The 24,184-nt window shown below is 27.4% G+C and carries 23 protein-coding genes and 1 tRNA gene; 18 read left to right on the top strand and 6 right to left on the bottom strand.

Annotated elements, in window-relative coordinates; all coding sequences use genetic code 11:
- The first annotated feature begins 160 nt into the window (after nucleotides 1-160).
- The 9 genes from mnmG to AB4W65_RS00045 all read left to right on the top strand — a co-directional run bounded on the left by mnmG (nucleotide 161) and on the right by AB4W65_RS00045 (nucleotide 9,143).
- Nucleotides 161-2,047, top strand: coding sequence for a tRNA uridine-5-carboxymethylaminomethyl(34) synthesis enzyme MnmG (gene mnmG / locus AB4W65_RS00005; protein ID WP_367673599.1), 1,887 nt, complete (start codon nucleotides 161-163; stop codon nucleotides 2,045-2,047).
- A gap of 510 nt (nucleotides 2,048-2,557) precedes the next feature.
- On the top strand, nucleotides 2,558-3,379 hold the full coding sequence (gene atpB / locus AB4W65_RS00010) for a F0F1 ATP synthase subunit A (RefSeq protein ID WP_367673600.1): 822 nt from the start codon (nucleotides 2,558-2,560) through the stop codon (nucleotides 3,377-3,379).
- Nucleotides 3,380-3,416: 37 nt separating this feature from the next.
- Entirely contained in the window at nucleotides 3,417-3,656 is a 240-nt protein-coding gene (gene atpE, locus AB4W65_RS00015; RefSeq protein WP_367673601.1) for a F0F1 ATP synthase subunit C, read from the top strand.
- Nucleotides 3,657-3,778: 122 nt separating this feature from the next.
- Nucleotides 3,779-4,249 (top strand): F0F1 ATP synthase subunit B, encoded by a 471-nt coding sequence (locus tag AB4W65_RS00020; protein ID WP_367673602.1) that lies wholly within the window; start codon nucleotides 3,779-3,781, stop codon nucleotides 4,247-4,249.
- A gap of 17 nt (nucleotides 4,250-4,266) precedes the next feature.
- Nucleotides 4,267-4,800: a F0F1 ATP synthase subunit delta gene (locus AB4W65_RS00025; protein WP_367673603.1), complete on the top strand. Its 534-nt coding sequence runs from the start codon at nucleotides 4,267-4,269 to the stop codon at nucleotides 4,798-4,800.
- 15 nt (nucleotides 4,801-4,815) lie between these two features.
- The gene (atpA, locus tag AB4W65_RS00030) at nucleotides 4,816-6,357 is read left to right on the top strand and encodes a F0F1 ATP synthase subunit alpha (protein WP_367673604.1); all 1,542 of its coding nucleotides are present in this window, start codon (nucleotides 4,816-4,818) and stop codon (nucleotides 6,355-6,357) included.
- Nucleotides 6,358-6,397: 40 nt separating this feature from the next.
- The gene (gene atpG, locus AB4W65_RS00035) at nucleotides 6,398-7,273 is read left to right on the top strand and encodes a F0F1 ATP synthase subunit gamma (RefSeq protein WP_367673605.1); all 876 of its coding nucleotides are present in this window, start codon (nucleotides 6,398-6,400) and stop codon (nucleotides 7,271-7,273) included.
- A 20-nt stretch (nucleotides 7,274-7,293) separates the two neighbouring features.
- Entirely contained in the window at nucleotides 7,294-8,697 is a 1,404-nt protein-coding gene (atpD, locus tag AB4W65_RS00040) for a F0F1 ATP synthase subunit beta (protein ID WP_367673606.1), read from the top strand.
- Nucleotides 8,698-8,723: 26 nt separating this feature from the next.
- Nucleotides 8,724-9,143, top strand: coding sequence for a F0F1 ATP synthase subunit epsilon (locus AB4W65_RS00045; protein WP_367673841.1), 420 nt, complete (start codon nucleotides 8,724-8,726; stop codon nucleotides 9,141-9,143).
- A 163-nt stretch (nucleotides 9,144-9,306) separates the two neighbouring features.
- Here the strand turns inward: AB4W65_RS00045 and gyrB are convergent, their stop codons facing one another.
- From gyrB to dnaA, 3 genes are all read right to left on the bottom strand, one after another.
- Nucleotides 9,307-11,718: a DNA topoisomerase (ATP-hydrolyzing) subunit B gene (gene gyrB / locus AB4W65_RS00050; RefSeq protein WP_367673607.1), complete on the bottom strand. Its 2,412-nt coding sequence runs from the start codon at nucleotides 11,716-11,718 to the stop codon at nucleotides 9,307-9,309.
- Between the two features lie 234 nt (nucleotides 11,719-11,952).
- Nucleotides 11,953-13,056: a DNA polymerase III subunit beta gene (gene dnaN / locus AB4W65_RS00055; protein ID WP_367673608.1), complete on the bottom strand. Its 1,104-nt coding sequence runs from the start codon at nucleotides 13,054-13,056 to the stop codon at nucleotides 11,953-11,955.
- A gap of 4 nt (nucleotides 13,057-13,060) precedes the next feature.
- Nucleotides 13,061-14,425, bottom strand: a complete 1,365-nt coding sequence (gene dnaA, locus AB4W65_RS00060) for a chromosomal replication initiator protein DnaA (protein WP_367673609.1) — start codon at nucleotides 14,423-14,425, stop codon at nucleotides 13,061-13,063.
- A gap of 487 nt (nucleotides 14,426-14,912) precedes the next feature.
- On the opposite strand from dnaA, the gene rpmH reads away from it, so the two are divergent.
- The 6 genes from rpmH to mutH all read left to right on the top strand — a co-directional run bounded on the left by rpmH (nucleotide 14,913) and on the right by mutH (nucleotide 19,412).
- Nucleotides 14,913-15,056, top strand: a complete 144-nt coding sequence (gene rpmH, locus AB4W65_RS00065) for a 50S ribosomal protein L34 (RefSeq protein WP_367673610.1) — start codon at nucleotides 14,913-14,915, stop codon at nucleotides 15,054-15,056.
- Between the two features lie 11 nt (nucleotides 15,057-15,067).
- Entirely contained in the window at nucleotides 15,068-15,412 is a 345-nt protein-coding gene (gene rnpA / locus AB4W65_RS00070; RefSeq protein ID WP_367673611.1) for a ribonuclease P protein component, read from the top strand.
- Entirely contained in the window at nucleotides 15,391-15,651 is a 261-nt protein-coding gene (gene yidD / locus AB4W65_RS00075; RefSeq protein ID WP_367673612.1) for a membrane protein insertion efficiency factor YidD, read from the top strand. The genes rnpA and yidD overlap by 22 nt, the downstream gene beginning before the upstream one ends.
- On the top strand, nucleotides 15,651-17,246 hold the full coding sequence (gene yidC / locus AB4W65_RS00080; RefSeq protein WP_367673613.1) for a membrane protein insertase YidC: 1,596 nt from the start codon (nucleotides 15,651-15,653) through the stop codon (nucleotides 17,244-17,246). Before yidD ends, yidC begins: the two co-directional genes overlap by 1 nt.
- A gap of 68 nt (nucleotides 17,247-17,314) precedes the next feature.
- The gene (mnmE, locus tag AB4W65_RS00085) at nucleotides 17,315-18,685 is read left to right on the top strand and encodes a tRNA uridine-5-carboxymethylaminomethyl(34) synthesis GTPase MnmE (RefSeq protein WP_367673614.1); all 1,371 of its coding nucleotides are present in this window, start codon (nucleotides 17,315-17,317) and stop codon (nucleotides 18,683-18,685) included.
- Nucleotides 18,686-18,752: 67 nt separating this feature from the next.
- Nucleotides 18,753-19,412: a DNA mismatch repair endonuclease MutH gene (gene mutH / locus AB4W65_RS00090; RefSeq protein WP_367673615.1), complete on the top strand. Its 660-nt coding sequence runs from the start codon at nucleotides 18,753-18,755 to the stop codon at nucleotides 19,410-19,412.
- A 29-nt stretch (nucleotides 19,413-19,441) separates the two neighbouring features.
- On the opposite strand, the gene AB4W65_RS00095 is transcribed toward mutH, so the two are convergent.
- Nucleotides 19,442-19,514, bottom strand: a tRNA-Phe gene (locus AB4W65_RS00095).
- Between the two features lie 482 nt (nucleotides 19,515-19,996).
- Here AB4W65_RS00095 and AB4W65_RS00100 point away from each other — a divergent pair.
- The 3 genes from AB4W65_RS00100 (at nucleotide 19,997) to efp (ending at nucleotide 22,659) form a co-directional block, all read left to right on the top strand.
- Entirely contained in the window at nucleotides 19,997-20,290 is a 294-nt protein-coding gene (locus AB4W65_RS00100; RefSeq protein ID WP_367673616.1) for a co-chaperone GroES, read from the top strand.
- A 48-nt stretch (nucleotides 20,291-20,338) separates the two neighbouring features.
- The gene (groL, locus tag AB4W65_RS00105) at nucleotides 20,339-21,982 is read left to right on the top strand and encodes a chaperonin GroEL (RefSeq protein WP_367673617.1); all 1,644 of its coding nucleotides are present in this window, start codon (nucleotides 20,339-20,341) and stop codon (nucleotides 21,980-21,982) included.
- Nucleotides 21,983-22,092: 110 nt separating this feature from the next.
- Entirely contained in the window at nucleotides 22,093-22,659 is a 567-nt protein-coding gene (efp, locus tag AB4W65_RS00110) for an elongation factor P (RefSeq protein WP_367673618.1), read from the top strand.
- Between the two features lie 48 nt (nucleotides 22,660-22,707).
- Here the strand turns inward: efp and dnaC are convergent, their stop codons facing one another.
- Together dnaC and dnaT are read right to left on the bottom strand one after the other, a co-directional pair.
- A complete protein-coding gene (gene dnaC, locus AB4W65_RS00115) occupies nucleotides 22,708-23,448 on the bottom strand; it encodes a DNA replication protein DnaC (RefSeq protein WP_367673619.1) in 741 nt (246 codons plus the stop codon).
- On the bottom strand, nucleotides 23,448-23,969 hold the full coding sequence (gene dnaT / locus AB4W65_RS00120) for a primosomal protein DnaT (RefSeq protein WP_367673620.1): 522 nt from the start codon (nucleotides 23,967-23,969) through the stop codon (nucleotides 23,448-23,450). The genes dnaC and dnaT overlap by 1 nt, the downstream gene beginning before the upstream one ends.
- Between the last annotated feature and the right edge of the window lie 215 nt (nucleotides 23,970-24,184).

The following is a 24,184-nucleotide window of genomic DNA, read 5'->3' on the forward strand; positions in this document are numbered from 1 at the left end:
TTTATCTTTTAAAGATATAAAAGAAAGAAAAAAGAAGTTAAAGATATTTATATCTTTTTTAATTACTCTTAAACTAAATATATCTCTTTCATATTGATGTTATTTTCTGTATTATGAGAAATAAATTTAATATTTTTATACCTTAAGTAAGGTTTACTGAATGTCTAATCATTTTGATGTGATTATAATTGGAGGAGGACATGCCGGTACAGAGGCATCGATGGCTTCTGCAAGAATGGGATATAAAACTATTCTATTAACTCAAAATATGGAGAGCTTAGGTGTTTTATCTTGCAATCCAGCTATAGGTGGTATCGGTAAAAGTCATTTAGTTAAAGAAATTGATGCACTAGGAGGGATTATGGCAACAGCAATTGATCATTCTGGTATTCAATTTAGAATTCTTAATTCTAAAAAAGGTCCTGCTGTAAGAGCGACTCGTGCACAAGCTGATAGAAAATTATACTCTTATATGATAAAGAATGCTTTAAAAAATCAAAATAATTTGTTAGTCTTACAACAAGAAGTGGATGATCTAATTATTAAAAATCATTGTATTCAAGGTGTGATTACAAAGACAGAAATGAAATTTTATGCGAGATCTGTTGTCTTAACGACAGGAACATTTTTAGGGGGTCAAATTCATATTGGTCTTAATAAGAAGCACAGTGGTGGTCGTATGGGTCATTCGTCTTCCGTTATTTTAGCACAACGTTTACGTAATTTACCTTTTCGAGTTAATCGGTTAAAGACGGGTACTCCTCCACGTATTGATAAAAATACTATAGATTTTAAAAATCTTTTGGTTCAGAAAGGAGATTTACCTTTACCTGTATTTTCATTTTTAGGGAATAGATTGGATCACCCTCGTCAAGTACCTTGTTATATTACTCATACTAATGAAGTGACACATGATATTATTAGAAAAAATTTACATCAAAGTCCAATTTATTCAGGAGAAATAGTAGGGATTGGTCCTCGTTATTGTCCTTCAATTGAAGATAAAGTGATTCGTTTTTCTCATCGTTCTGCGCATCAAATTTTTTTAGAACCAGAAGGTTTGACCGGACATGAAATTTATCCCAATGGGATATCCACTAGTCTTCCATTGGATATTCAATATCAATTTGTGCAATCAATTAAGGGTTTAGAAAATGCAAAAATAACACAACCGGGATATGCAATTGAATATGATTTTTTTGATCCTAGAGATTTAAAGCCTACTTTAGAAAGTAAATTAATTCAAGGTTTGTTCTTTGCTGGACAAATAAATGGGACAACCGGTTATGAAGAAGCTGCTGCCCAAGGTTTATTAGCTGGTTTAAACGCTGCTTTACATGCATCTGATTCGGGATCTTGGTTTCCTTTAAGGAGTCAAGCTTATCTAGGTGTTTTGGTAGATGATCTTTGCACTAGAGGAACAAAAGAACCTTATAGAATGTTTACTGCAAGAGCAGAGTATAGATTAACATTAAGAGAAGATAATGCTGATTTACGTTTAACAGAAATAGGTCGAAAATTAAATTTAATAGATGATAAGAGATGGAAGCGTTATAATGAAAAATTTATTCTAATTAATACAGAAATTGATCGATTAATGAATTTAAAAGTTTCTCCTAATTCTTCTGCAATAAAGAAAATAAATAATTTTTTAGAAAAAGAATTAATAAAATGTTCTAATGCTAAAGATCTATTAAAGAGACCTGAAGTAACTTATCACAATCTAATGAAATTACCTTTTTTTGGTCCAGGATTATCAGATTATGAATCTGCAGAACAAGTTGAGATTCAAATAAAATATGAAGGTTATATTATTCGTCAAAAAGAAGAAATTAGTAGACATTTAAGTCATGAAAATACAATTTTAGCAGACATATTAGATTACCGAGATGTAATAGGTTTATCGAATGAAGTAATTGCAAAATTAAATCGTTATAAGCCTTTTTCTATTGGTCAAGCATCACGCATTTCAGGTATTACTCCAGCAGCAATTTCTATTTTACTAATTTATATTAAAAAAAATTATTATAAAAAAATACTTTATTAAAAAAATTATATTTTGATGATGCATATATTTTAATTGATATGAAAAATTTTATATTTATTATATTTAAAGTATTATAAATATATATTAATTAGTATTTAATATCTTTAAATAATATTATTATAGTATTTTTCATAATTTATTTTATATAATAAATATTATAATTATTTTTTATTTAAATGGATGATGATATTTGTCATAAATTTTAATTATTATGTTATTTAAAATTATATTTATTTTATTTAAAAATTTTCTGAATATTTTATATATTATATAACTCATATGGTATTTAATATAAATAAACTATTAATGGTTAAATTGACATTTAATATGAGTTTTATATAAAAAATTAATTTTATTAATGAACATTAATTTTTCATTAAATAATTTTATATAATAATAAAAAATACTATATATCTAGATTATTAATTTTAAAATTTAGGTATGTAAATATTTTTATTTATTTTAAATTAATAGGTATTATTTATTAATTAATAAAATATGGGAGTCAAAATGGATTTAGGAGAAATATTAAATTCTCAACAATATATCAGTCATCATTTAGATCACTTACAGATAGACTTATGTACTTTTAAAATAGTTCCTTCAGCAGAAATTTCTGCAAATAGTTTTTGGATATTAAATCTTGATTCCATTTTTTTTTCTATTTTATTGGGTTGTTTGTTTCTTATTTTTTTTTATAAAATAGCTAAAAATATGACTACTAGTGTACCCAATAAGTTACAATCAATAGTTGAACTAATTTTCGATTTTATTAATGGTAATGTAAAAGATATATATAGGAATAAAAATAATTTAATTGCACCTTTATCATTAACGGTATTTGTATGGGTTTTTCTCATGAATTTTATGGATTTATTTCCTGTAGATTTATTCCCTTTAATTGGCAAATATTGCTTTCATTTTTTATCTTTACGTACGGTCCCATCTTCAGATATTAATATTACTATTTCTATGTCTGTTAGTATTTTTATACTAATTTTATTTTATAGTTTTAAAATAAAAGGTATAGTTTCTTTTTTAAAAGAATTAACGATGCAACCATTTAATTATCCATTTTTTTTCTTTTTAAATTTTATATTAGAAATTGTTAATTTATTATCAAAACCACTGTCTTTAGGACTACGATTATTTGGTAATATGTATGCAGGAGAAATGATTTTTATCTTGATTTCCGGTTTACTTCCATGGTGGGCACAATGGATTCTGACTGTACCTTGGGCAATTTTCCATATTTTGATTATTTCACTGCAAGCATTTATTTTTATGGTATTAACTATTGTATATTTATCAATGGCTTCAAAAAAGCACTGATTAAAAGTAATATATTAAGTATAATTTGGAGGTTATCATGGAAAATTTAAGTCCAGATATGATTTATATAGCAGTTGCTATCATGATCGGATTAGCTGCGATAGGAGCGGCTGTTGGTATTGGAATTTTAGGTAGTAAATTTATAGAAGGTTCAGCTCGACAACCAGATCTAATTCCGTTATTACGTACTCAGTTTTTTATTGTTATGGGTTTAGTAGATGCTATTCCAATGATAGCAGTTGGTCTTGCTTTATATATATTGTTTGCTATTGCTTAGTTTGAGTATTATTGCTTTAATAAGCAGGTTACAGTTAAATAAAAATTAACAAAGAGTCTTTGCATTATTAAAATAATGCAAAGATTTAAAAATTATTTTTAAACAAATTAAGGTATAACATTGTGAATCTTAATTCCACCATTATAGGGCAAGCTATTTCATTTTTTTTATTTGTCTGGTTTTGCATGAGATATATTTGGCCTCCTATTTTAATGACTATAGAAAAAAGACAGAAATATATTTCAGACAATTTAAATTTTGTTAAAAAAGAAAGAGAAAGTTTAAAACTAGATCAAGATAAAATAAAAAAAGAAATAGAAGATCAAAAAAAAGAAGCATTAAAAATGATTAATGAAGCAAAAAAACAACGTAATATTATTTTAGAAGAAGCTAGAATAAACGCAGAGAAAGAAAGAAATATATTGATGCTAAAAGCGCATTCAGATATTTTATTAGAACGTGTAAAATTGCGTGAAGAATTAAGTCGACAGGTAGGGGGAATAGCTTTTTTAATGGCCGAAAAAATATTACAAAGATCTATAAAAAAAAATGAAAATAATGATATTATCAATGAATTAATTGCTCACTTATAAGGAATATTGAATTGTTGATGTATCGATGTAATAGTATCGCTCGTCTTTATGCAAAATCTATATTTGAATTAGCTATAGAGGAAAAAGCATTTTATAATTGGCAAAAAATGTTATTCTTTTCTGTTCAAATTGCTAATGATGAGAAAATGAATAGTCTTCTTTCAGGTGTTTTATCAGCTAGATTTGTAGCACATGTATTTATAACGCTATGTGGTGATCAACTAAATCCAAAATTTCGAAACTTAATTAAAATAATGGCTCAAAATAAAAGATTACATTTATTAAAAGATGTTTTGTCAGAATTCATTTTTTTAAAAAATACATATAATAAGTTTATGGAAGCGGATGTTATATCATCGTATGCGTTAAATGAATGCCAACTTAATCGCATTTCTGTTTTTTTAAAAAAAAAATTTAATAGCAATATTAATTTAAAAAACAGTATTAATAGTTCTATTATTGGTGGTTTTATTATTAAAGTAAATGATATCGTAATTGATATGTCTTTAAGTGGTCGTTTGAAACAATTGGATGTTTTTTTAAATTATTGAGAGAATTATAAAAGTATGCATTTAAATTCTAGTGAGATTAGTGAATTAATTAAGCAACGTATAGCTCAATTTAAGATATTGAATGAAGTTTATCATGAAGGCACAGTAATTTCAGTAGGTGATGGAATCATAAAAATATATGGTTTATCTGATGTGATGCAAGGAGAAATGATTTTATTACCTGGAAATCAGTATGCCATTGCTTTGAATTTAGAGAAAGATTCCGTAGGTGCCATTGTTATGGGCCCTTATACTCATATTAAAGAAAATACTCGAGTAAAATGTACTGGTCGTGTTTTAGAAGTACCAGTAGGAAGAAATTTCTTAGGTAGAGTAATTAATACTCTGGGTGAACCTATTGATGGGAAAGGTGTTATTAAAAATGATGGTTTTTCTCCTATTGAAGCGAATGCACCAGGTGTCATTGATAGAATAGCAGTTACTCAACCTATTCAAACAGGTTATAAAGCTATAGATGCAATGGTACCTATCGGACTTGGACAACGTGAATTAATTATTGGTGATCGTCAAACAGGAAAAACAGCTTTAGCTATAGATACCATTATTAATCAGAATAAATCAGGGATTCAATGTATTTATGTATCGATAGGACAAAAAAATTCAACTGTAGCTAATATTGTGAAAAAATTAGAAGATTATGACGCTTTATCGAATACAATTGTGATTGTAGCTTCTGCCTCTGAGGCTGCTGCATTACAATATTTAGCTCCCTATTCTGGTTGTACTATGGGAGAATATTTTCGAAATTTAGGTGAAAATGCTTTAATAGTTTATGATGATTTATCTAAGCATGCCATTGCTTATCGACAAATTTCTTTGTTATTGAGACGTCCACCAGGTAGAGAAGCATTTCCTGGAGATATTTTTTATTTGCATTCTCGATTGTTAGAAAGATCAGCTTGTGTTAATAAAAAATTTGTTGAAAATTTTACTCAAGGGAAAATAAAAGGTAAAAAAGGTTCTTTAACAGCTTTACCTATCATTGAAACTCAAGGTGGTGATGTATCTGCTTTTGTTCCTACAAACGTAATTTCTATTACTGATGGTCAAATTTTTTTAGAATCTAACTTATTTAATTCGGGTATTCGTCCAGCGGTAAATCCAGGTATTTCTGTATCTCGTGTCGGCAGTGCAGCGCAAAGTAATATAATTAAAAAATTATCTAGTGGAATTCGTACTGCTCTTGCTCAATATAGAGAATTAGCATCTTTTTCTCAATTTGCTTCTGATTTAGACGAAATAACGCGAAAACAATTAATGTATGGTAAAAAATTAACTGAATTATTGAAACAAAAGCAATATGATCCATATTCAATCGCGGAACAAGCAGTACTTTTTTTTGCTGCAGATCGAGGATTTCTTGATAATATCCAATTAGAAAAAATTACATTTTTTGAAGAACAATTATTAAATTATTCTAATCAACAATACTCTAATTTGATGGAAAAAATTAATCATGATGGAATATTAGATCATCATATAGAAGAGATGTTAAAAACATTAATAGAAAAATTTAAGTCTTCTCAAATTTGGTAATTTTTTTTAAAAAATATATAGTATTTTTTAAGGATTTAATATGGCAGTAGAAAGAGAAATTCATAATAAAATTAACAGTATACAAAATACAAAAAAAATTACTAAAGCCATGGAAATGATTTCTATTGTTAAGATGAGAAAAACAGTGGCAAGAATGCGTGCAGGACGTCCGTATGCTAAAATGATAAAAAAAGTTATAAATCATCTTATTCAAGGTAACTTAGAATATGAACATTCATATTTAGAAAACAGAGTGACTAAGCGTATTGGTTTGGTAATTATATCAACAGATCGAGGATTGTGTGGAAGTTTGAATACATATCTTTTTAAGAAAATATTAGTTCAGATACAAAAATACGCAAATAAAAATATTATGTGTGATCTTATTATTTTTGGTTTGAAGGGGATAATGTTTTTTAGTGCGTTAAAGAGTAATATCGTTGCTACAGTTGCTAATATGGGAGATAAACCTAGATTATCTAACTTTATTAATTCGATTAGAATCATTTTAGAATCTTATAAACATAATGCTATCGATAAATTATTTTTAGCAAACAATCAATTTAAAAATACTATAACACATAGTCCAATTATTACGCAGTTATTACCTTTATCTAATGTGTGTGCCGAGAAAAAAGATTTATATCCGGTATGGGATTATTTATATGAATCTGATTCTAAATTACTTTTAGATATTTTATTAAATCGCTATATTGAGTCTCAAATATATCAAGCTATATTAGAAAATATAGCTAGCGAACAAGCAGCACGTACGATAGCTATGAAAATGGCAACTGATAATAGTGGAAATCTTATCCAGGAATTACAATCAATTTACAATAAAACACGTCAGGCCAGTATCACAAGAGAACTAACTGAAATTATCTCAGGAGCTTCTGCAGTTCAGTTAAATTAATAATTTTTGAGGTTTTAAGAATGTCTGTAGGAAAAATTATTCAGATTATAGGTGCTGTAGTTGATGTAGAGTTTTCTCAAGAATCAATTCCCCATATATATAATGCTTTAGAAGTTAAAAATAAAGACACGCACTTAATATTAGAGGTACAACAGCAGTTGGGTTCAGGTATTGTTAGAACAATAGCTATGGGTTCATCTGATGGTTTGAAACGAGGATTATCGGTAATTGATCTAAAACATGCCATTAAGGTTCCAGTTGGAACGGCAACTTTAGGTCGTATCATAGATGTTTTAGGAAATCCTATAGATATGAAAGGAGAAATAGTAGAAAAAGATAAGAGAGAAACGGAGTATTGGGAAATTCATAGACCAGCTCCCAGTTATGAAGAACTGCTTAGTTCCCAAAATATTTTAGAAACAGGTATTAAAGTTATTGATTTAATATGTCCGTTTTCAAAAGGTGGTAAAGTAGGTTTATTTGGAGGAGCAGGTGTTGGTAAAACAGTTAATATGATGGAGTTAATTAGAAACATTGCTATTGAACATTCTGGTTATTCAGTATTTACAGGAGTTGGAGAGAGAACACGTGAAGGTAGTGATTTTTATCATGAAATGAAAGCATCGAATGTTTTAGATAAAGTATCATTGGTTTATGGTCAAATGAATGAACCTCCTGGAAATCGATTACGAGTAGCGTTTACTGGTTTAACTTTAGCAGAAAAATTTCGTGATGAAGGAAGGGATGTTTTATTGTTTATTGATAATATATATCGTTATACATTAGCTGGAACGGAAGTATCAGCTTTGTTAGGGCGTATGCCCTCTGCTGTTGGATATCAACCGACATTAGCTGAAGAAATGGGTATTCTACAAGAACGTATTACATCGACAAAGAAAGGCTCTATTACTTCTATTCAGGCTGTATACGTTCCTGCTGACGATTTAACTGATCCTTCTCCTGCTACAACGTTTGCACATTTAGATTCAACAATAACTCTAAGTAGACAGATAGCCACTTTAGGAATATACCCTGCTGTTGATCCTTTGAATTCTACTAGTCGTCATTTAGATCCTAATGTTATAAGTATTGATCATTATGAAACAGCAAGATCTGTACAAGCAATTCTACAAAGATATCAAGAATTGAAAGATATCATAGCGATATTAGGTATGGACGAGTTATCGGAAGAAGATAAATTATTGGTATCACGAGCACGGAAAATACAACGTTTTTTATCACAACCTTTTTTTGTAGCAGAAGTATTTACTGGTTTTCCAGGAAAATACGTATCTTTAAAAAATACTATTTTTGGTTTTAAAGAAATAATAGCAGGAAATTGTGATTATTTACCTGAACAAGCATTTTATATGGTTGGTACTATTGAAGATGCGATAGAAAAAGCAAAAAAAATCTCTTTATAAAGAAATTATCTGGTGTTTTTGGGAAAATTATAATGACTTGTCAATTGAATATAGTTAGTGTTGAAAAAAGTATTTTTTCTGGTTTAGTGAAAAAAATTCAAATATCTGGCAGCGAGGGAGAACTGGGTATATATCCAGGACATGCACCTTTGTTAACGTTTATTAAACCGGGATATATTTATTTTTTAAATCATTTAGATAAAGAAGAATATGTTTATATTTCTAGTGGTATTTTAGAAGTTCAACCTTCTATAATTACTGTTTTAGCTGATATTGCTGTTCGAGCATTAGATTTAGATTATAATCTTATTATAGAAGAAAAACAGCAAGCTGAAAAAAATATAAAAAAAGATAAATCTGATTTTTATAATAAAAAAATGATAAAAGAATTGACTGAAGCGTTAGCAAAACTGCGTATTATTCAAATGATGAAAAGAATTAAATAGTACAGCTTTTTAGCGGCAGGTTTTTGATTTGTTCCTGTCGCATCTTAGTGTATTTTAATATTTTTAAAAAATAGTTTTTTTAGTATATCATTGATATACATCATATATTTTATATAGTCTAAAATACCTATTTTAGTAGAAAAAACTTTATATTCAGTATTTCTTAAATATCGATGTTTTCTACTTGTAAGGCATATTTTTCTATAAAATGTCTTCTTGGTTCTACTGTATCTCCCATTAGTGTAGAAAACAATTTATTTGCAGATTGTGCATCTTTAATATTTACTTGAAGCATTCTTCTGGTATCTGGATTCATGGTGGTATTCCATAATTGTTCTGGATTCATCTCTCCTAATCCTTTATAACGTTGAATAGAAATATTTTTTTGAGCCTGTTTTATTAATTTTTCTAATATTTTTTCTAAGTTATCAATAGGATATTGGGTGTCTCCTTTTTTTATATACGCTTGTTGTTTTATTAATTGAGATATTATTTCATGTATCTTATAAATTTTTCTATATTCTACACTTTGAAAAAAAATATTTTCTAGTTTACATGTTTTTATTGATGTATTGTTTTCAATTTTTATTATTGGTATGAATAATTCATTATTTTTGTTAGGTTTAACTTCAGCAGTGTAAATATAATTATTTTTTTCTTTTTTATTTAGGTCATAAATCAATTTATTTACCCAAAGTTGTACTATTTCTTTTTTCTTTAAAGAAAATAAAGCAGGTTGATAAATTAGTTCTTTTAGTATAACCAATGGATATTGCTCTCTAATAGAGAGAATTGTTTGTTGTACGTTATTATACTCTGTAATTAGTTTTTTTAATGTATTAGTATGAATATACTCTTTATTATTATTTTTAATTTGTAAAGTAGCGTCTTCTAACGCTATTTTTATTTGATATTTTTTCATAGATTCATCATCTTTTATATAGCGTTCTTTTTTTCCTTTTTTTATTTTATAAAGAGGTGGTTGAGCAATGTAAAGATATCCTTTTTCAATGATTTCTGGAATTTGTCGATAAAAGAACGTTAGTAATAGAGTTCGAATATGAGAACCGTCGATATCAGCATCTGTCATAATAATAATACTGTGGTATCTTAGTTTAGTTAAATTGTATTCATTTTTTCCTATACCACATCCTAATGCTGTAATAAGGGTGGCAATTTCTTGAGAAGAAAGCATTTTTTCAAAACTAGATTTTTCTACATTTAATATTTTTCCTTTAAGAGGTAAAATTGCTTGGTTCTTTCTGTTTCTTCCTTGTTTTGCAGAACCTCCGGCGGAATCTCCTTCTACTAAATAGATTTCAGATAATACAGGATTTTTTTCCTGACAGTCAGCAAGTTTTCCAGGTAATCCATTTATATCCAAAGATCCTTGTTTTCTAGTTATTTCTCTTGCTCGTCTTGCAGCATCTCTAGATCGAGCTGCGTCTATGATTTTATTTGTAATATTTTTAGCATCTTGTGGATTTTCTAAAAGGTATCCCAAGAGGTGCTCATTCATTAGAGATTCTACAATTGATTTGACTTCAGATGATACTAATTTTTCTTTTGTTTGAGAGGAAAATTTAGGATCAGTAATTTTTACTGAAATAATAGCAGTGAGTCCTTCACGAGTATCATCTCCTGTAACCGTAATTTTTGTTTTTTTATTATATCCTTCTTTTTCCATATAAGTATTTAATGTACGAGTGATTGCTGTTCTAAAACCTGCTAAATGGGAGCCTCCGTCTTCTTGTGGGATATTATTAGTAAAACAATATATATTTTCTTGAAAAGAGTTATTCCATTGCATTGCGATCTCTACTGAAATATTCTCTTTTTTATCAGTAAAATAAAATATATTTATATGGATAGGAGTTTTATTTTTACTTAAAAATTTAATAAAAGATTTTACTCCACCTTGATGCTGGTAGTTATCGTTTATGTTTTTTTTTATATCTATTAGGTGAATTTCTATGCCGGGGTTAAGAAAAGATAATTCATGTAATCTTTTTGATAAAATTTCATATTTGAATGTAGTAATATTAGAAAATATTTGACGATTGGGCCAGAATCTTACTTCTGTACCTGTCATTTTAGTTTTTCCTATAATGCATAAACTATTTTTAGGAGTTCCATGAGAATAGAATTGTTGGTATATTTTACTATTTCTGTAAATATTTAATTCTAACTTTTCAGATAATGCATTGACTACAGATATACCTACTCCGTGTAATCCCCCTGATACTTTATAAGATTCGTTGTCAAATTTACCTCCTGCGTGAAGTACTGTCATAATAACTTCAGCAGCAGATATGCCTGCTTCAGGATGAATATCAATAGGAATTCCTCTTCCATTATCTTTTACTGAAATTGAGTCATCATAATTTATAGTTACGATTATTTCTGTGCAATATCCAGCTAATGCTTCATCAATAGCATTATCTACTACTTCAAAAACCATATGATGTAATCCGGTGCCATCATCGGTATCTCCAATATACATACCAGGACGTTTTTTTACTGCATCCAGACCTTTTAGTATTCTAATGCTCGATGAGTTATAAGAATGAGACATAAAACCTCTTTTAGTTGATTCATTATGTGATATTAATATTTTTATTAATATTAAAAATATTAATTTTATTTCAAATAATGAAATATATTTGTTTTTTAATAAAATTGATGATTAAATAATATTTATTAATCTTAAGATAGAAGAATTTTAGTAATTATATTACTATATAATTCGCACTAATTTTTCCTTAAAAACAATATTTTTTAAAATAAAATAGAGATATATTCTTTTATTTTAAAGATATAAAGGCATTATAATATAGGAGACAGAAGATTTTTTATCTTCTTCGATTTGAATTTTAGAAGCATTTTTTTGCATTAAAAAATGAACATTTTGACCGGTAAATACGTTTAGTACATCTAAAATATAATTTACATTAATATTTATTCTAAAGTTTATATTTGCAGAGTAAACAAGATCAATAATTTCTTTAGCTTCTTCTTCTTCTTGATTTCTAGTACTGATTTCTAACTTTCCGTAATTTAAATGTAGATGGACCCCATGAATATTTGGGTTAGATAGAATAGCTACTCTTGATAATGATTCTTTTAATATACTAATTTTTACTGTAATAATCTTAATTGGGTTATGTAATAAAATAGAATTATAATTTGGGAAAATTCCAGCTATTAATTTAGATGTAAATATAAGATTTTCTATATTTATTTTAATATTATTTTTTCCTATCACAATATGTAATAAAGATTGATCGTTATTTAGTAAACGTGTCAACTCTAAAACACTTTTTCTAGGTAATATAATTGAATAAGAAGACATTGAGAAATTAATAGATGCATTGCATATAGCCATACGGTAGCCGTCTGTCGCCACAACACGAAGATTATTTTCTTTAATTTCCAACAACATACCATTAAGATAATAGCGTATATCTTGATTAGCCATTGAGAATTGAGTAGTGTAAATCATTTTTTTAAAAGTATTTTGGGAGATATAGAATTCTTTTTCGTGTGTAAAATGATATACATTAGGAAAATTTTTTGGTGGTATTGATAATAATGAAAAAAAACTATTTTGTGAAATAATATTAATTTTATTAATATTTTCCTCTATTTGTATAATTGTATTACATGGTAAACTACGGCAAATATTTAATAATTTTTTTCCTGAAATAACAGTTTTTCCTGTTTGATAAACATTATTTATCGGTATTTTAGTAATAATTTCTGTTTCTAAATTAGTAGCAGTTAAAGATAGTATATTTTTTTTTATTTCCATTAATACATTTTCAAGCATGGGAAAGGATTGGTTTTTGACTAATAAGGATCCAACCTGTTGTAGACCTTTTAATAAATCTTTTTTTTCTATAGTAAATTTCATCAGATTATGAAGATAATATTTGAATTAAATTAGAAAAATCTTCTTTAATATCATGATTTTCTTCGCGAAGTTTTTCTATTTTTCGACAGGCATGGAGTACTGTTGTGTGATCTCTTCCTCCAAAAGCATCACCAATTTCAGGTAAACTATGATTAGTTAGTTTTTTTGATACCGCCATGGCTATTTGTCGCGGTCGAGCAACTGAGCGAGAACGACGTCTAGATAATAAATCAGATACTTTTATTTTATAATATTCTGCAACTTTTTTTTGAATTTTTTCTACGGTTATTAATTTTTCTTGTAGTTTAAATAAATCTTTTAGAGTTTCACGTACAAAATCTACTGTAATTATTCGACTAGTAAAATTTGCATTTGCCATTATACGATTTAAAGCACCTTCTAATTCGCGTACATTTGATCTTAATCTTTTTGCAATAAAAAAAGCAACCTCATCCGGTAACTGAATGTTATTTTCTTGTGCTTTATTAATAAGAATGTCAATTCTAGTTTCTAATTCAGGAGGATGAATAGCAATAGTTAAACCCCATCCAAATCTCGATTTTAAGCGATCTTCAACTCCATTAATTTCTTTAGGATAACGGTCAGAGGTTAATATTATTTGTTGATTACCTTCTAAAAGGGAATTAAAGGTATGAAAAAATTCTTCTTGAGAACGTTCTTTATTTGCAAAAAATTGAATATCATCAATTAGCAATGCGTCCACTGAACGGTAATATATTTTAAAATCATCTATTGTATTGTTTTTTAAGGATCTTACCATGTCTTGTACAAAACGTTCAGAACGCATATAAACAACTTTTGCGTTATATTGATTTTTTATTATGTTATTTCCTGCAGCATGTAATAAATGTGTTTTTCCTAATCCTGTTGCTCCATATAAAAATAGTGGGTTATATGAAATTCCAGGTTTAGCAGCCACTTGATATGTAGCAGTACGTGCAAGTTGATTTGATTTTCCTAATATAAAATTGGAAAATTTATTTTTTTTATTAATATTAGAACAATAAGATATTTCTTTTGATATGGATATATTGTCCCACATAAGAGATTGTTTTTTGTATTGATGGTGGAATTTTATTAATTTTCTAATGTGTTTTCCATTGTAGGTTCCTTTTACTCTAAATATTAGCAAAGGTGCATTTTGACCACAGAAATTATATAGTAATTCATTAATATCTTTAAGATATTTGTCTTTTACCCAGTCTAAAACAAATCGATTAGGTGCAGATAATTCTAACATATTTTCGTTTAATTTGTCTTGAAGTGGGCGTATCCACATACTAAATTCTGTTGGTGGAAGAATAGTTTGTAAGCAGGCAAGACATTGTTGCCAAAGTGAAAGCGACACGGATTGACTCCAAATAAACAAAATCAATAAGAAATAAAATTATTTAAAATAATGAATACATTCATTCATATATTTATATATAAACGATTTTTAAATTTTTTTATATTTATTATTTTTTACTATAGTTACATTATGCAATATTAATATTTAATAAATGAATATTTAGTAAAATTTTTCTTTTATATCTACTGTGATATTATTTTTATGTAGCAATATTTTTATAAAAATTTATTTTTATATATCTTAAATTCAATAATTTTTTCTAATGAAATATTATATCAGAAGAAAAATTTTGAACATTTTAAAATTTTTTATGCGATATATAATTTATAACCAATCGTATCGATCAATTTTGATACTGAAAAATTCAGATAAAGTTTATTGACTGAATAAAGAAGAATTATTATCCTTACTATTATTATAAAAAATAAATATTTTTATTTTTTTATGCATTGAGAGATTTAATAAAATTAGGTAATCAATAATTATGAAACGTACTTTTCAACCTTCTATTTTAAAAAGAAATCGTTTACATGGATTTCGTTCTCGTATGGCCACTAAAAATGGTCGTCATATTTTAGCTCGTAGACGTGCTAAATTACGTATTTTTTTAACTGTTTCTTCTAGATAAACGTGATCGCAATGCTTCATTTTTACTTTAAAAAAAAGTTTCGTTTATTAACTACAATGAATTTTAATTTTGTATTTGAAAAATCGATAAAATTAGAAATATCGGAAATGATTATATTAGGACGGTTGAATTCATTAACATATTCACGTCTTGGTCTTAGTATAACTAAAAAAAATATTAGATATGCTCATGATAGGAATCGATTAAAAAGATTAATACGAGAAAGTTTTCGATTATCACAACATAAAATAATCAGAATGGATTTTATTATTATAGCAAAAAAAAATATCATGCGGTTAAATAGAGCTTTGTTAAGAGAAAAACTGGAGAAATTATGGTTAAATTATTATCAATAATTTCAAATTTTTTAATATTTATAATAATTATCTATCAACGTTGCATCAGTGTTTTCTTACAACCTTGTTGTCGTTTTTATCCTAGTTGTTCGCAATACGCATTGGATATATTGAAGAAATTTAGTTTAATAAAAAGTATATATTTAATATTAAAAAGAGTATTACAATGTCATCCTTTTTGTTTTTATAAAAATGATATTGTATTTAAAAAAATAAAAGATAAAAGAGAATATAAATAATGGATCTACAACGTAATATTTTGATATTTTCTTTTTTATTATGTTCTTTTTTGTTGTGGCAAACATGGAAAATAGAATTTAATTCAACATTGCCGGTGACACAGGTAAAAAAAAATAAGGATAAATTATCTATATCAATAATAAAAGATAAAAAAAATATTTTCATTAAAACCGATACTATGTTTTTACGTATTAATCGAAATGGTGGTGATATAGAACAAGCAAGTTTATTTGCATATAAGGATAGATTACATTCTTTGCAGTCTTTTAGATTACTTGATACAAAACCTGATTTTTTTTATCAAGCACAAAGTGGATTAACTGGAAAGGATGGTCCAGATAATCCACGTTATGGTATGCGACCAGTTTATATTAGTGCTAAAAGTTATTTTCAGTTATATAAAAATCAAAGAGAATTACGTGTACCCATGATATGGATTGGTAAAAATGGAGTTTTTTATACAAAGACGTTTTTATTTACATCAGGTTCATATGATATAAAAGTTCAATATGATATAAAAAATAATACTGATAATATTTTAGAATATTCTATGTTCGGACAATTAAAACAATCTATTAATTTACCAAAAAATAGAGATATTTATAGTAAACATTTTGCATTGCAAAGTTTTCGAGGAGCAGCTTATTCAACTGAACATAGTAAATTTAATAAGTATAAATTTAATAATATTATTGATAATAGAAATTTATATATTAAAACGAAAAATGGTTGGATAGCTATGTTGCAACAATATTTTGTTTCAGCTTGGATTCCAAAATCGAAAGGAATTAATACAATATATACAGCTCATTTAGGTCATGATACTGCTGCGATTGGATATAAATCTGATGTGATTTATGTGATGCCTAATAAAAGTTATAAAATTAATGCAAAGTTATGGATTGGTCCAGAAATTCAAGAAAAAATGATGGTATTATCTCCTCATCTTGATTTAACTGTAGATTATGGATTTTTATGGTTTTTATCTCAACCTTTATTTAAATTTTTAAAATTATTGTATAATTTTGTAGGGAATTGGGGCGTAGCTATTATTTTAATAACTTTAATTATGAGGGGAATTCTGTATCCTTTAACTAAAGTGCAATACACTTCAATGGCGAAAATGAGAGCTTTGCAACCTAAAATAGATGATATAAAAAATAAATTTTCAAAAGATAAAAATATTCTTAGTCAAGAAATGATAAAACTGTACAAAAGAGAAAAAGTTAATCCTTTTGGCGGTTGTCTACCTTTGTTGATACAAATGCCTATTTTTTTAGCATTATATTATATGTTAATGGGTTCTATAGAATTACGTCATGCGCCTTTTTGTTTATGGATTCATGATTTATCTAATCAAGATCCTTATTATATACTACCTATAATAATGGGATTAACAATGTTTTATATTCAAAAAATTTCACCGAATACTGTATCTGATCCGGTACAACAAAAGATTTTAAATTTTGTACCCATTTTATTTTCTATATTTTTTTTATGGTTTCCTTCTGGTTTGGTTTTATATTATATTGTTAGTAATGTTATTACTATTTTACAACAAAAAATAATTTATTATCGTTTAGAAAAAAAATAATTTTATATATCATGTATTTATTCTATTTTATAAATAATCTGTCAGATAAATAAGGTTATATTTATAATATGATACATAAAAAAAATGATACCATCGCAGCGCGAATTACCCCTCAAGGAAGAGGTGGTGTAGGTATTCTACGTATTTCAGGAGAACGGACAAAAGAAGTCGCTTTAAAAATATTGGGTAAAATTCCAAAAAATAGATATGTGAATTATGTATCTTTTTTAGATGGAAACGGTTTTCCTTTAGATAAAGGGATAGCTTTATGGTTTAGTAAACCTAATTCTTATACAGGAGAAAATGTATTAGAATTGCAAGGACATGGTAGTCCAGTTGTATTAGATTTACTTCTTAAAAATATTACTTCGATAACAGGAGTAAGACTTGCTAAACCTGGTGAATTTTCTGAACGTGCTTTTTTAAATGGAAAAATAGATTTAGCTCAAGCTGAATCTATAGTAGATTTAATTAATTCTACATCTGAAAAAATGGTGAGATCTTCTTTACAATCATTACAAGGAGTTTTTTCTTCTTATATTCATCAATTAATGAAGGATATTACTCAAATTAGAGTACATTTAGAGGCTCAAATTAATTTTCCAGAAGAAGAAATTCCTATTTTTTTTGAAAAAGATATTGATAAAAAATTAAAAGAAATTATCTTATTTATTAATAAGATTATAACTGTATCTCATCAAGGAAAAATATTACGAGAAGGAGTCAAAGTTGTTATTGCAGGACCTGCAAATGCAGGTAAATCAAGTTTATTTAATATTTTATCTTGTACGAATTCTGCTATTGTAAATAATAAAAAAGGTACTACTCGTGATATATTACGAGAATATATTCATATTGATGGTATTCAATTTGAATTAGTTGATACAGCTGGATTACATAAAACAGATAATGAGATAGAGATTATTGGAATTGAACGTGCTTATAAAGAGATTAAATTAGCTGAACATATTTTATTTGTGTTGGATGGGACTTTAGACAAGTTGATTCAAGATAGTATCTATTCTGATTTTTGTAAAAGTGTTTCACATAAATTTCATATTACTATTATTTTAAATAAATCTGATCTTTCTGGTCAGAAAACAAGTATGAAAAATGTGAATGGAGTAACTGTTATTTCGGTATCAGCGCATACTGGTGATGGAATAGAATTATTACGTCAACATTTAAAAAATAAAAGTTTAAGATCATATGAAAATACAGAGTGTGTTTTTCTGTCCAGACGTCGTCATCTTAACGCTTTACATGCTGCTTTAAAAATTATTTCTAAAGGTAAGAGAAATTGGTCTAAATTGAGAAATTTTGAATTATTAGCTGAAGATTTACGGATATCTCAAGATTATTTGGGTCAAATATTAGGTGTCGTAATCACTGATGATTTATTAAAAGATATTTTTTCTGAATTCTGTATTGGAAAATAAAAATTGAATAAATAGTATTCATATTTAAATTTTTGAATAAATATATTATATTTTTTAGAGTATAAATATGAGTTATTTTTCTGCTTCGCCTATCAATGAAACAGTATTAATTAGATTTGCAAATGAATTATCTGGATTCTCTTTAGGAGAATTGTCTAATATGATGTTAAAAATAGTTCCTAATACATTAAAAAAAGATAAAGGATTTATAGGACGTCTTTTGGAGGATATATTAGGAGCGAGATCTGGGAATAAAGCGCAACAAGATTTTTCAGATATTGGGATTGAATTAAAAACAATTCCTATTGACAAAAATGGTATTCCTTTAGAATCTACTTTTATTTGTACTGTACCATTAATAAAAAATATAGGATTAATATGGAGAAAGTCTTATTTTTATAAAAAAATAAGCCGAATACTGTGGATTCCGATTAAAGGAAATAAAACTGTCCCAGTATCAGATAGATTAATTGGAAAACCTTTTCTATGGACTCCTAATGATGTACAAGAGAATTTAATAAGACGTGATTGGGAAGAATTTATGGATCTAATTGTGTTAGGTGGGATTGAAGATATCACAGGACAGTATGGCGAAGTATTGCAGGTTTTAAAAAAATCAAAAAATCATTCTTATTTAACACGTGCCATAGGAAAAAATGGTGGAATTATTTCTACTGTACCACGATTTTTTTATTTAAGAAAAAAATTTACTTTTTCAATAATATAACTTTTTTAACTTTAAAGATTTTTAAAATATGCCCGAAGGCGGAATTGAACCGCCGACACGGGGATTTTCAGTCCCCTGCTCTACCAACTGAGCTATTCGGGCGTTAATTTATTAATACATTAAAGTAAAAGTTATGTCAATAATTTTATTATTGTGGAATATAAAATAATATGTTTTATGTTTAATAGATTTTAATGTTTTTAATTTAATATTTTTATTATTAATCATTTTTATATTAATTTTCATGCTTTTATAATCAATTCAGGATATACTGTTATTAATATTTACTAATTGACATAGTAATCAATTATTCATATTTAAAATTAAAATTAATGATAAATCATTTTATCTACATGTTTTATATGTTGAATAACTATTTTAAGATTAAATATTTTATGGATATTGATGTTATCCACAATATGTACGCAAGAGTAAAAATTATATATATAATAAAATAAAAAAATAATACCCCTTGAAAGTTTTAATTTGTATCCATATATAATATACATACCAAGATACATATTCTATATTTTGTTTTTAATCATGTTGATTGTATAAAATCAACTTTAAAAAGGAAATTTTACATGAAAATTCGTCCGTTGCATGATAGAGTTATTATTAAACGACAAGAAGTAGAATCTAAGTCGGCAGGAGGTATTGTATTAACAGGTTCGGCAGCAGGAAAGTCAACTCGAGGAATAGTGACAGCAGTCGGTAATGGTCGAATTTTAGATAATGGTGAATTAAAAGCACTAGATGTTAAAATCGGTGATACTGTTATTTTTAGTGAAGGATACGGTGCAAAAGTAGAAAAAATTGATAATGAAGAATTTTTAATTCTAACTGAAAGTGATATTTTAGCAGTTGTTGAAGATTAGATTTTATTTTTTACTAAAATTTAATTTAAATTATTTAAGGAAAACAAAATGGCAGCTAAAGATGTGAAGTTTGGTAATGAAGCGCGTGTGAAAATGCTTCGTGGTGTAAATGTTTTAGCAGACGCAGTAAAAGTTACTTTAGGTCCAAAGGGTCGAAATGTAGTTCTGGATAAATCATTTGGAGCTCCTAGTATTACTAAAGATGGAGTTTCAGTTGCTCGTGAAATAGAATTAGAAGATAAATTTGAGAATATGGGTGCTCAAATGGTAAAAGAAGTCGCATCCAAAGCGAATGATGCGGCTGGTGACGGTACAACTACAGCTACTTTATTAGCTCAAGCAATTGTTAATGAAGGGTTAAAAGCTGTAGCAGCTGGTATGAATCCTATGGATTTGAAAAGAGGAATAGATAAGGCTGTTATTTGTGCTGTAAAAGAATTAAAAAAATTATCTGTACCATGTTCTGATTCTAAGGCTATTACTCAAGTAGGAACGATTTCTGCTAATGCTGATGAAAAAGTCGGTGTATTAATTGCCGATGCTATGGAAAAAGTAGGAAATGATGGAGTGATCACTGTTGAAGAAGGAACTGGTTTAGAAAATGAGTTAGAAGTTGTAAAAGGTATGCAATTTGATAGAGGTTATTTATCTCCATATTTTATTAATAAACCAGAAACAGGTATAGTAGAATTAGAGAATCCTTATATTTTAATGGCAGATAAAAAAATATCTAATATTCGAGAATTACTTCCAGTATTAGAAGCAGTTGCTAAATCAGGTAAACCTTTATTAATTATTTCAGAAGATTTAGAAGGTGAGGCTTTAGCTACTTTAGTAGTAAATTCTATGAGAGGTATAGTTAAAGTAGCAGCAGTAAAAGCACCTGGTTTTGGTGATCGACGTAAAGCCATGTTACAAGATATTGCTATATTGACAGCTGGTAATGTGATCTCTGAAGAATTAGCGATGGAATTAGAAAAATCTACTTTAGAAGATTTAGGACAAGCTAAAAGAGTTGTGATTAGTAAAGATACTACTACAATTATTGGTGGATCAGGTGAAAAGTATTCTATAAAAAATAGAATTTCTCAAATTCGTCAGGAAATTCAAGAAGCCACTTCCGATTATGATAAAGAAAAATTAAACGAACGTTTGGCTAAGTTGTCAGGTGGTGTAGCAGTATTAAAAGTAGGCGCTGCCACAGAAGTAGAAATGAAAGAGAAGAAAGCTCGTGTAGAAGATGCATTACATGCTACTCGTGCAGCAGTAGAAGAAGGTGTGGTACCTGGTGGTGGAGTTGCTTTAGTCCGTGTAGCACAAAAAATTTCTAACATATCAGGTCAAAATGAGGATCAAAATGTAGGAATTCGTGTTGCTCTGAGAGCTATGGAAACGCCTTTACGTCAGATAGTGTCTAATTCAGGTGCAGAACCATCTGTAGTTACTAATAATGTTAAAGATGGAAAAGGTAATTATGGTTATAATGCAGCTACTGATAAATACGGTGATATGATCGGATTTGGTATCTTAGATCCTACTAAGGTAACAAGATCAGCATTACAGTATGCCTCTTCTGTTGCTGGTTTAATGATTACAACAGAGTGTATGGTAACAGATTTACCAAAAGAAGAAAAATCTGATTTAAGTTCAGCTCCTGCTGGTGGAATGGGTGGCATGGGCGGTATGATGTAGTTTTTAAAAAAAATTATAATTTCTCTCCTAAATACTATCAAAAGTATTAGGAGGGGGATGAAGTGGTAAAAAAATATTTTTTTAATAGATATTATATTTAATAAGGATTTATGATTACATATTCCAGTAGTAATTTACGTACAGGGTTAAAAATTATTTTTCAAAAAGAACCTTATATTGTGTATGAAAATGAATTAGTGAAACCGGGAAAAGGGAAAGCGTTTTCTCGTGTAAAATTAAAAAATTTATTAACTTGTAAATTTATTGAAAAAAAATTTAAATCTACAGATTTTTTAGAAGTAGCTGATGTTGTGGATGTTTTTTTATTATATTTATATCATGATATTGATACTTTTATTTTTATGAATGATAAAACTTTTGAGCAAATATTAGTGGATAAAAGAATATTAGGTAATAAGTCTCAATGGTTATTGGAACAAAATAGTTATCTTATCACTTTATGGAACAATCAACCAATTACAGTGGAATTGAATAATTTTGTTGAGTTAAAAGTAATAAATGTAAATCCAGAAATAAAAGGTGATAGTATTAGTCGTATTGGTAAATACGCTGAATTAAGCACTGGTGCGATAGTAAAAGTTCCACTTTTTGTTGAAGTAAATGATGTTATTAAAGTTGATACTCGTTCAGGAGAGTATGTATCGAGAAAAAGATAAATATATATGCATAAACATAAAAATAAAAATTGGAATACAATTATTCATTTAATATTCATTTCCTTTGATATATTTACGATAGCTATCCCATTCAAAAGTTAGCCACAAGCTATTTCCGATTCTCATTCTGTCAATTACTCTTTCTCCTAGTAGAGTTTTCATACCTCTGTGATCTAGGTTAGATAACATACCGGTAGAACGTTTAGAAGATGATCTTCTATCTACAATTTGATTAATAATGACTTTTTCATAACGTGATTCTGTTTGCATTCCTATTTCATCTATCATTAGTAGATCAACACTACTTAAATTATGCAACAGATTTTCTTCTGTAATATTACTATTTCCGCTAAAGGTTCCTTTCATATTGGACATAAGATCTGCTACTGTAACAATTAGTACATTTTTACCATTTACAATAAGGTGATTTCCAATTGCTGATGCCAAGTGATTTTTCCCTGTACCTGGACGTCCTGAAAAGATAAAACTCGCAATATTTCCGTTAAATTCTTCTGCGTATCTTCTTGCTGCAGTGACTACTTTTTGATGTCCTTCATGTTGAATACGATAATTATCAAAAGAGCAGTTTATATATAATTCACGAATACCAGAACGACCAAGAATACGTTGCATTTTCATTGCGCGGTTCTTTCTTATAATTGATTTTGATGATATCCGTCCTTCTTCTTGATTCCATGCTAAAAGATCACCGTCATTATTGAATTTAGGTTTGATATGATTAGGCATGATACGTTGTAGGCGTTTAAAAAACAAAGAGTAGTCTGTCATTATTGTCCTCGGAAACCTTCAGGGATATTTTGATCAGGTTTAGGTAAATCATTAATGTCTCTTTTTTTATATATTATGTTTAGTATTCTGCTTTGTTGTATACTTCTTGCTAATTTTTGTTGCCATTGTATATGATGAAAGAATCTTCCTTCAGCTTGCCAGTAAGATATAAATAAAGCTAATTCAGAATGAGAAACAGGTTTTTTTAATTTTATTCCCCAAATAGCAGCTTGTTTTAAAAAATCTACATCAGGTTTCCATTCTTTATACATGGTAAATTTACCTATTGGTATTTTTTTAAAACATATAATATTTTTAATATTATTTTTTTTTTGTTCTTGAAATAAGTTATTAATAGAAAATAATTTATTTAGTAAACAAGGAGTGACTGCATACATAATAGGAATGTTATTTTGGAATACAGCTAAAGCACCTTCTTTCGCTGAAGATAGAGCTGCGATAGGATCTTTTTTAAAATTAGCTAAATTAGTAGTTGTTGGTACTAATATTTTTATAGACATAAATTGAAATCTTATTTGAAGTTTAAGTTATATATTAAGTGAATTATTTTCTACTTATAAATAGAAAATAATAATTTAGGAGCATAAAATATGTAAAATGAGTATTTTATATACTATCATGTTTATTTATTTCGTTTAAAGTAAATATATTATGTTTTTAAATAAAAATAATTATGTTATTAAAGTATATTGTTATAAAAAGTAATGCATTTTAA

The sequence above is a fragment of the Buchnera aphidicola (Pemphigus populi) genome (assembly GCF_964058935.1).
GTDB lineage: Bacteria > Pseudomonadota > Gammaproteobacteria > Enterobacterales > Enterobacteriaceae > Buchnera_C > Buchnera_C aphidicola_D.

Coding starts and splice junctions, on each gene's coding strand:
- mutH (WP_367673615.1), top strand. CDS start 18,753: ATGAGTTATTTTTCTGCTTCGCCTATCAATGAAACAGTATTAATTAGA.
- rnpA (WP_367673611.1), top strand. CDS start 15,068: ATGCTTCATTTTTACTTTAAAAAAAAGTTTCGTTTATTAACTACAATG.
- mnmE (WP_367673614.1), top strand. CDS start 17,315: ATGATACATAAAAAAAATGATACCATCGCAGCGCGAATTACCCCTCAA.
- dnaC (WP_367673619.1), bottom strand. CDS start 23,448: ATGACAGACTACTCTTTGTTTTTTAAACGCCTACAACGTATCATGCCT.
- atpA (WP_367673604.1), top strand. CDS start 4,816: ATGCATTTAAATTCTAGTGAGATTAGTGAATTAATTAAGCAACGTATA.
- AB4W65_RS00025 (WP_367673603.1), top strand. CDS start 4,267: ATGTATCGATGTAATAGTATCGCTCGTCTTTATGCAAAATCTATATTT.
- dnaT (WP_367673620.1), bottom strand. CDS start 23,969: ATGTCTATAAAAATATTAGTACCAACAACTACTAATTTAGCTAATTTT.
- atpE (WP_367673601.1), top strand. CDS start 3,417: ATGGAAAATTTAAGTCCAGATATGATTTATATAGCAGTTGCTATCATG.
- atpG (WP_367673605.1), top strand. CDS start 6,398: ATGGCAGTAGAAAGAGAAATTCATAATAAAATTAACAGTATACAAAAT.
- efp (WP_367673618.1), top strand. CDS start 22,093: ATGATTACATATTCCAGTAGTAATTTACGTACAGGGTTAAAAATTATT.
- yidD (WP_367673612.1), top strand. CDS start 15,391: ATGGTTAAATTATTATCAATAATTTCAAATTTTTTAATATTTATAATA.
- atpD (WP_367673606.1), top strand. CDS start 7,294: ATGTCTGTAGGAAAAATTATTCAGATTATAGGTGCTGTAGTTGATGTA.
- AB4W65_RS00100 (WP_367673616.1), top strand. CDS start 19,997: ATGAAAATTCGTCCGTTGCATGATAGAGTTATTATTAAACGACAAGAA.
- rpmH (WP_367673610.1), top strand. CDS start 14,913: ATGAAACGTACTTTTCAACCTTCTATTTTAAAAAGAAATCGTTTACAT.
- yidC (WP_367673613.1), top strand. CDS start 15,651: ATGGATCTACAACGTAATATTTTGATATTTTCTTTTTTATTATGTTCT.
- gyrB (WP_367673607.1), bottom strand. CDS start 11,718: ATGTCTCATTCTTATAACTCATCGAGCATTAGAATACTAAAAGGTCTG.
- mnmG (WP_367673599.1), top strand. CDS start 161: ATGTCTAATCATTTTGATGTGATTATAATTGGAGGAGGACATGCCGGT.
- atpB (WP_367673600.1), top strand. CDS start 2,558: ATGGATTTAGGAGAAATATTAAATTCTCAACAATATATCAGTCATCAT.
- dnaN (WP_367673608.1), bottom strand. CDS start 13,056: ATGAAATTTACTATAGAAAAAAAAGATTTATTAAAAGGTCTACAACAG.
- groL (WP_367673617.1), top strand. CDS start 20,339: ATGGCAGCTAAAGATGTGAAGTTTGGTAATGAAGCGCGTGTGAAAATG.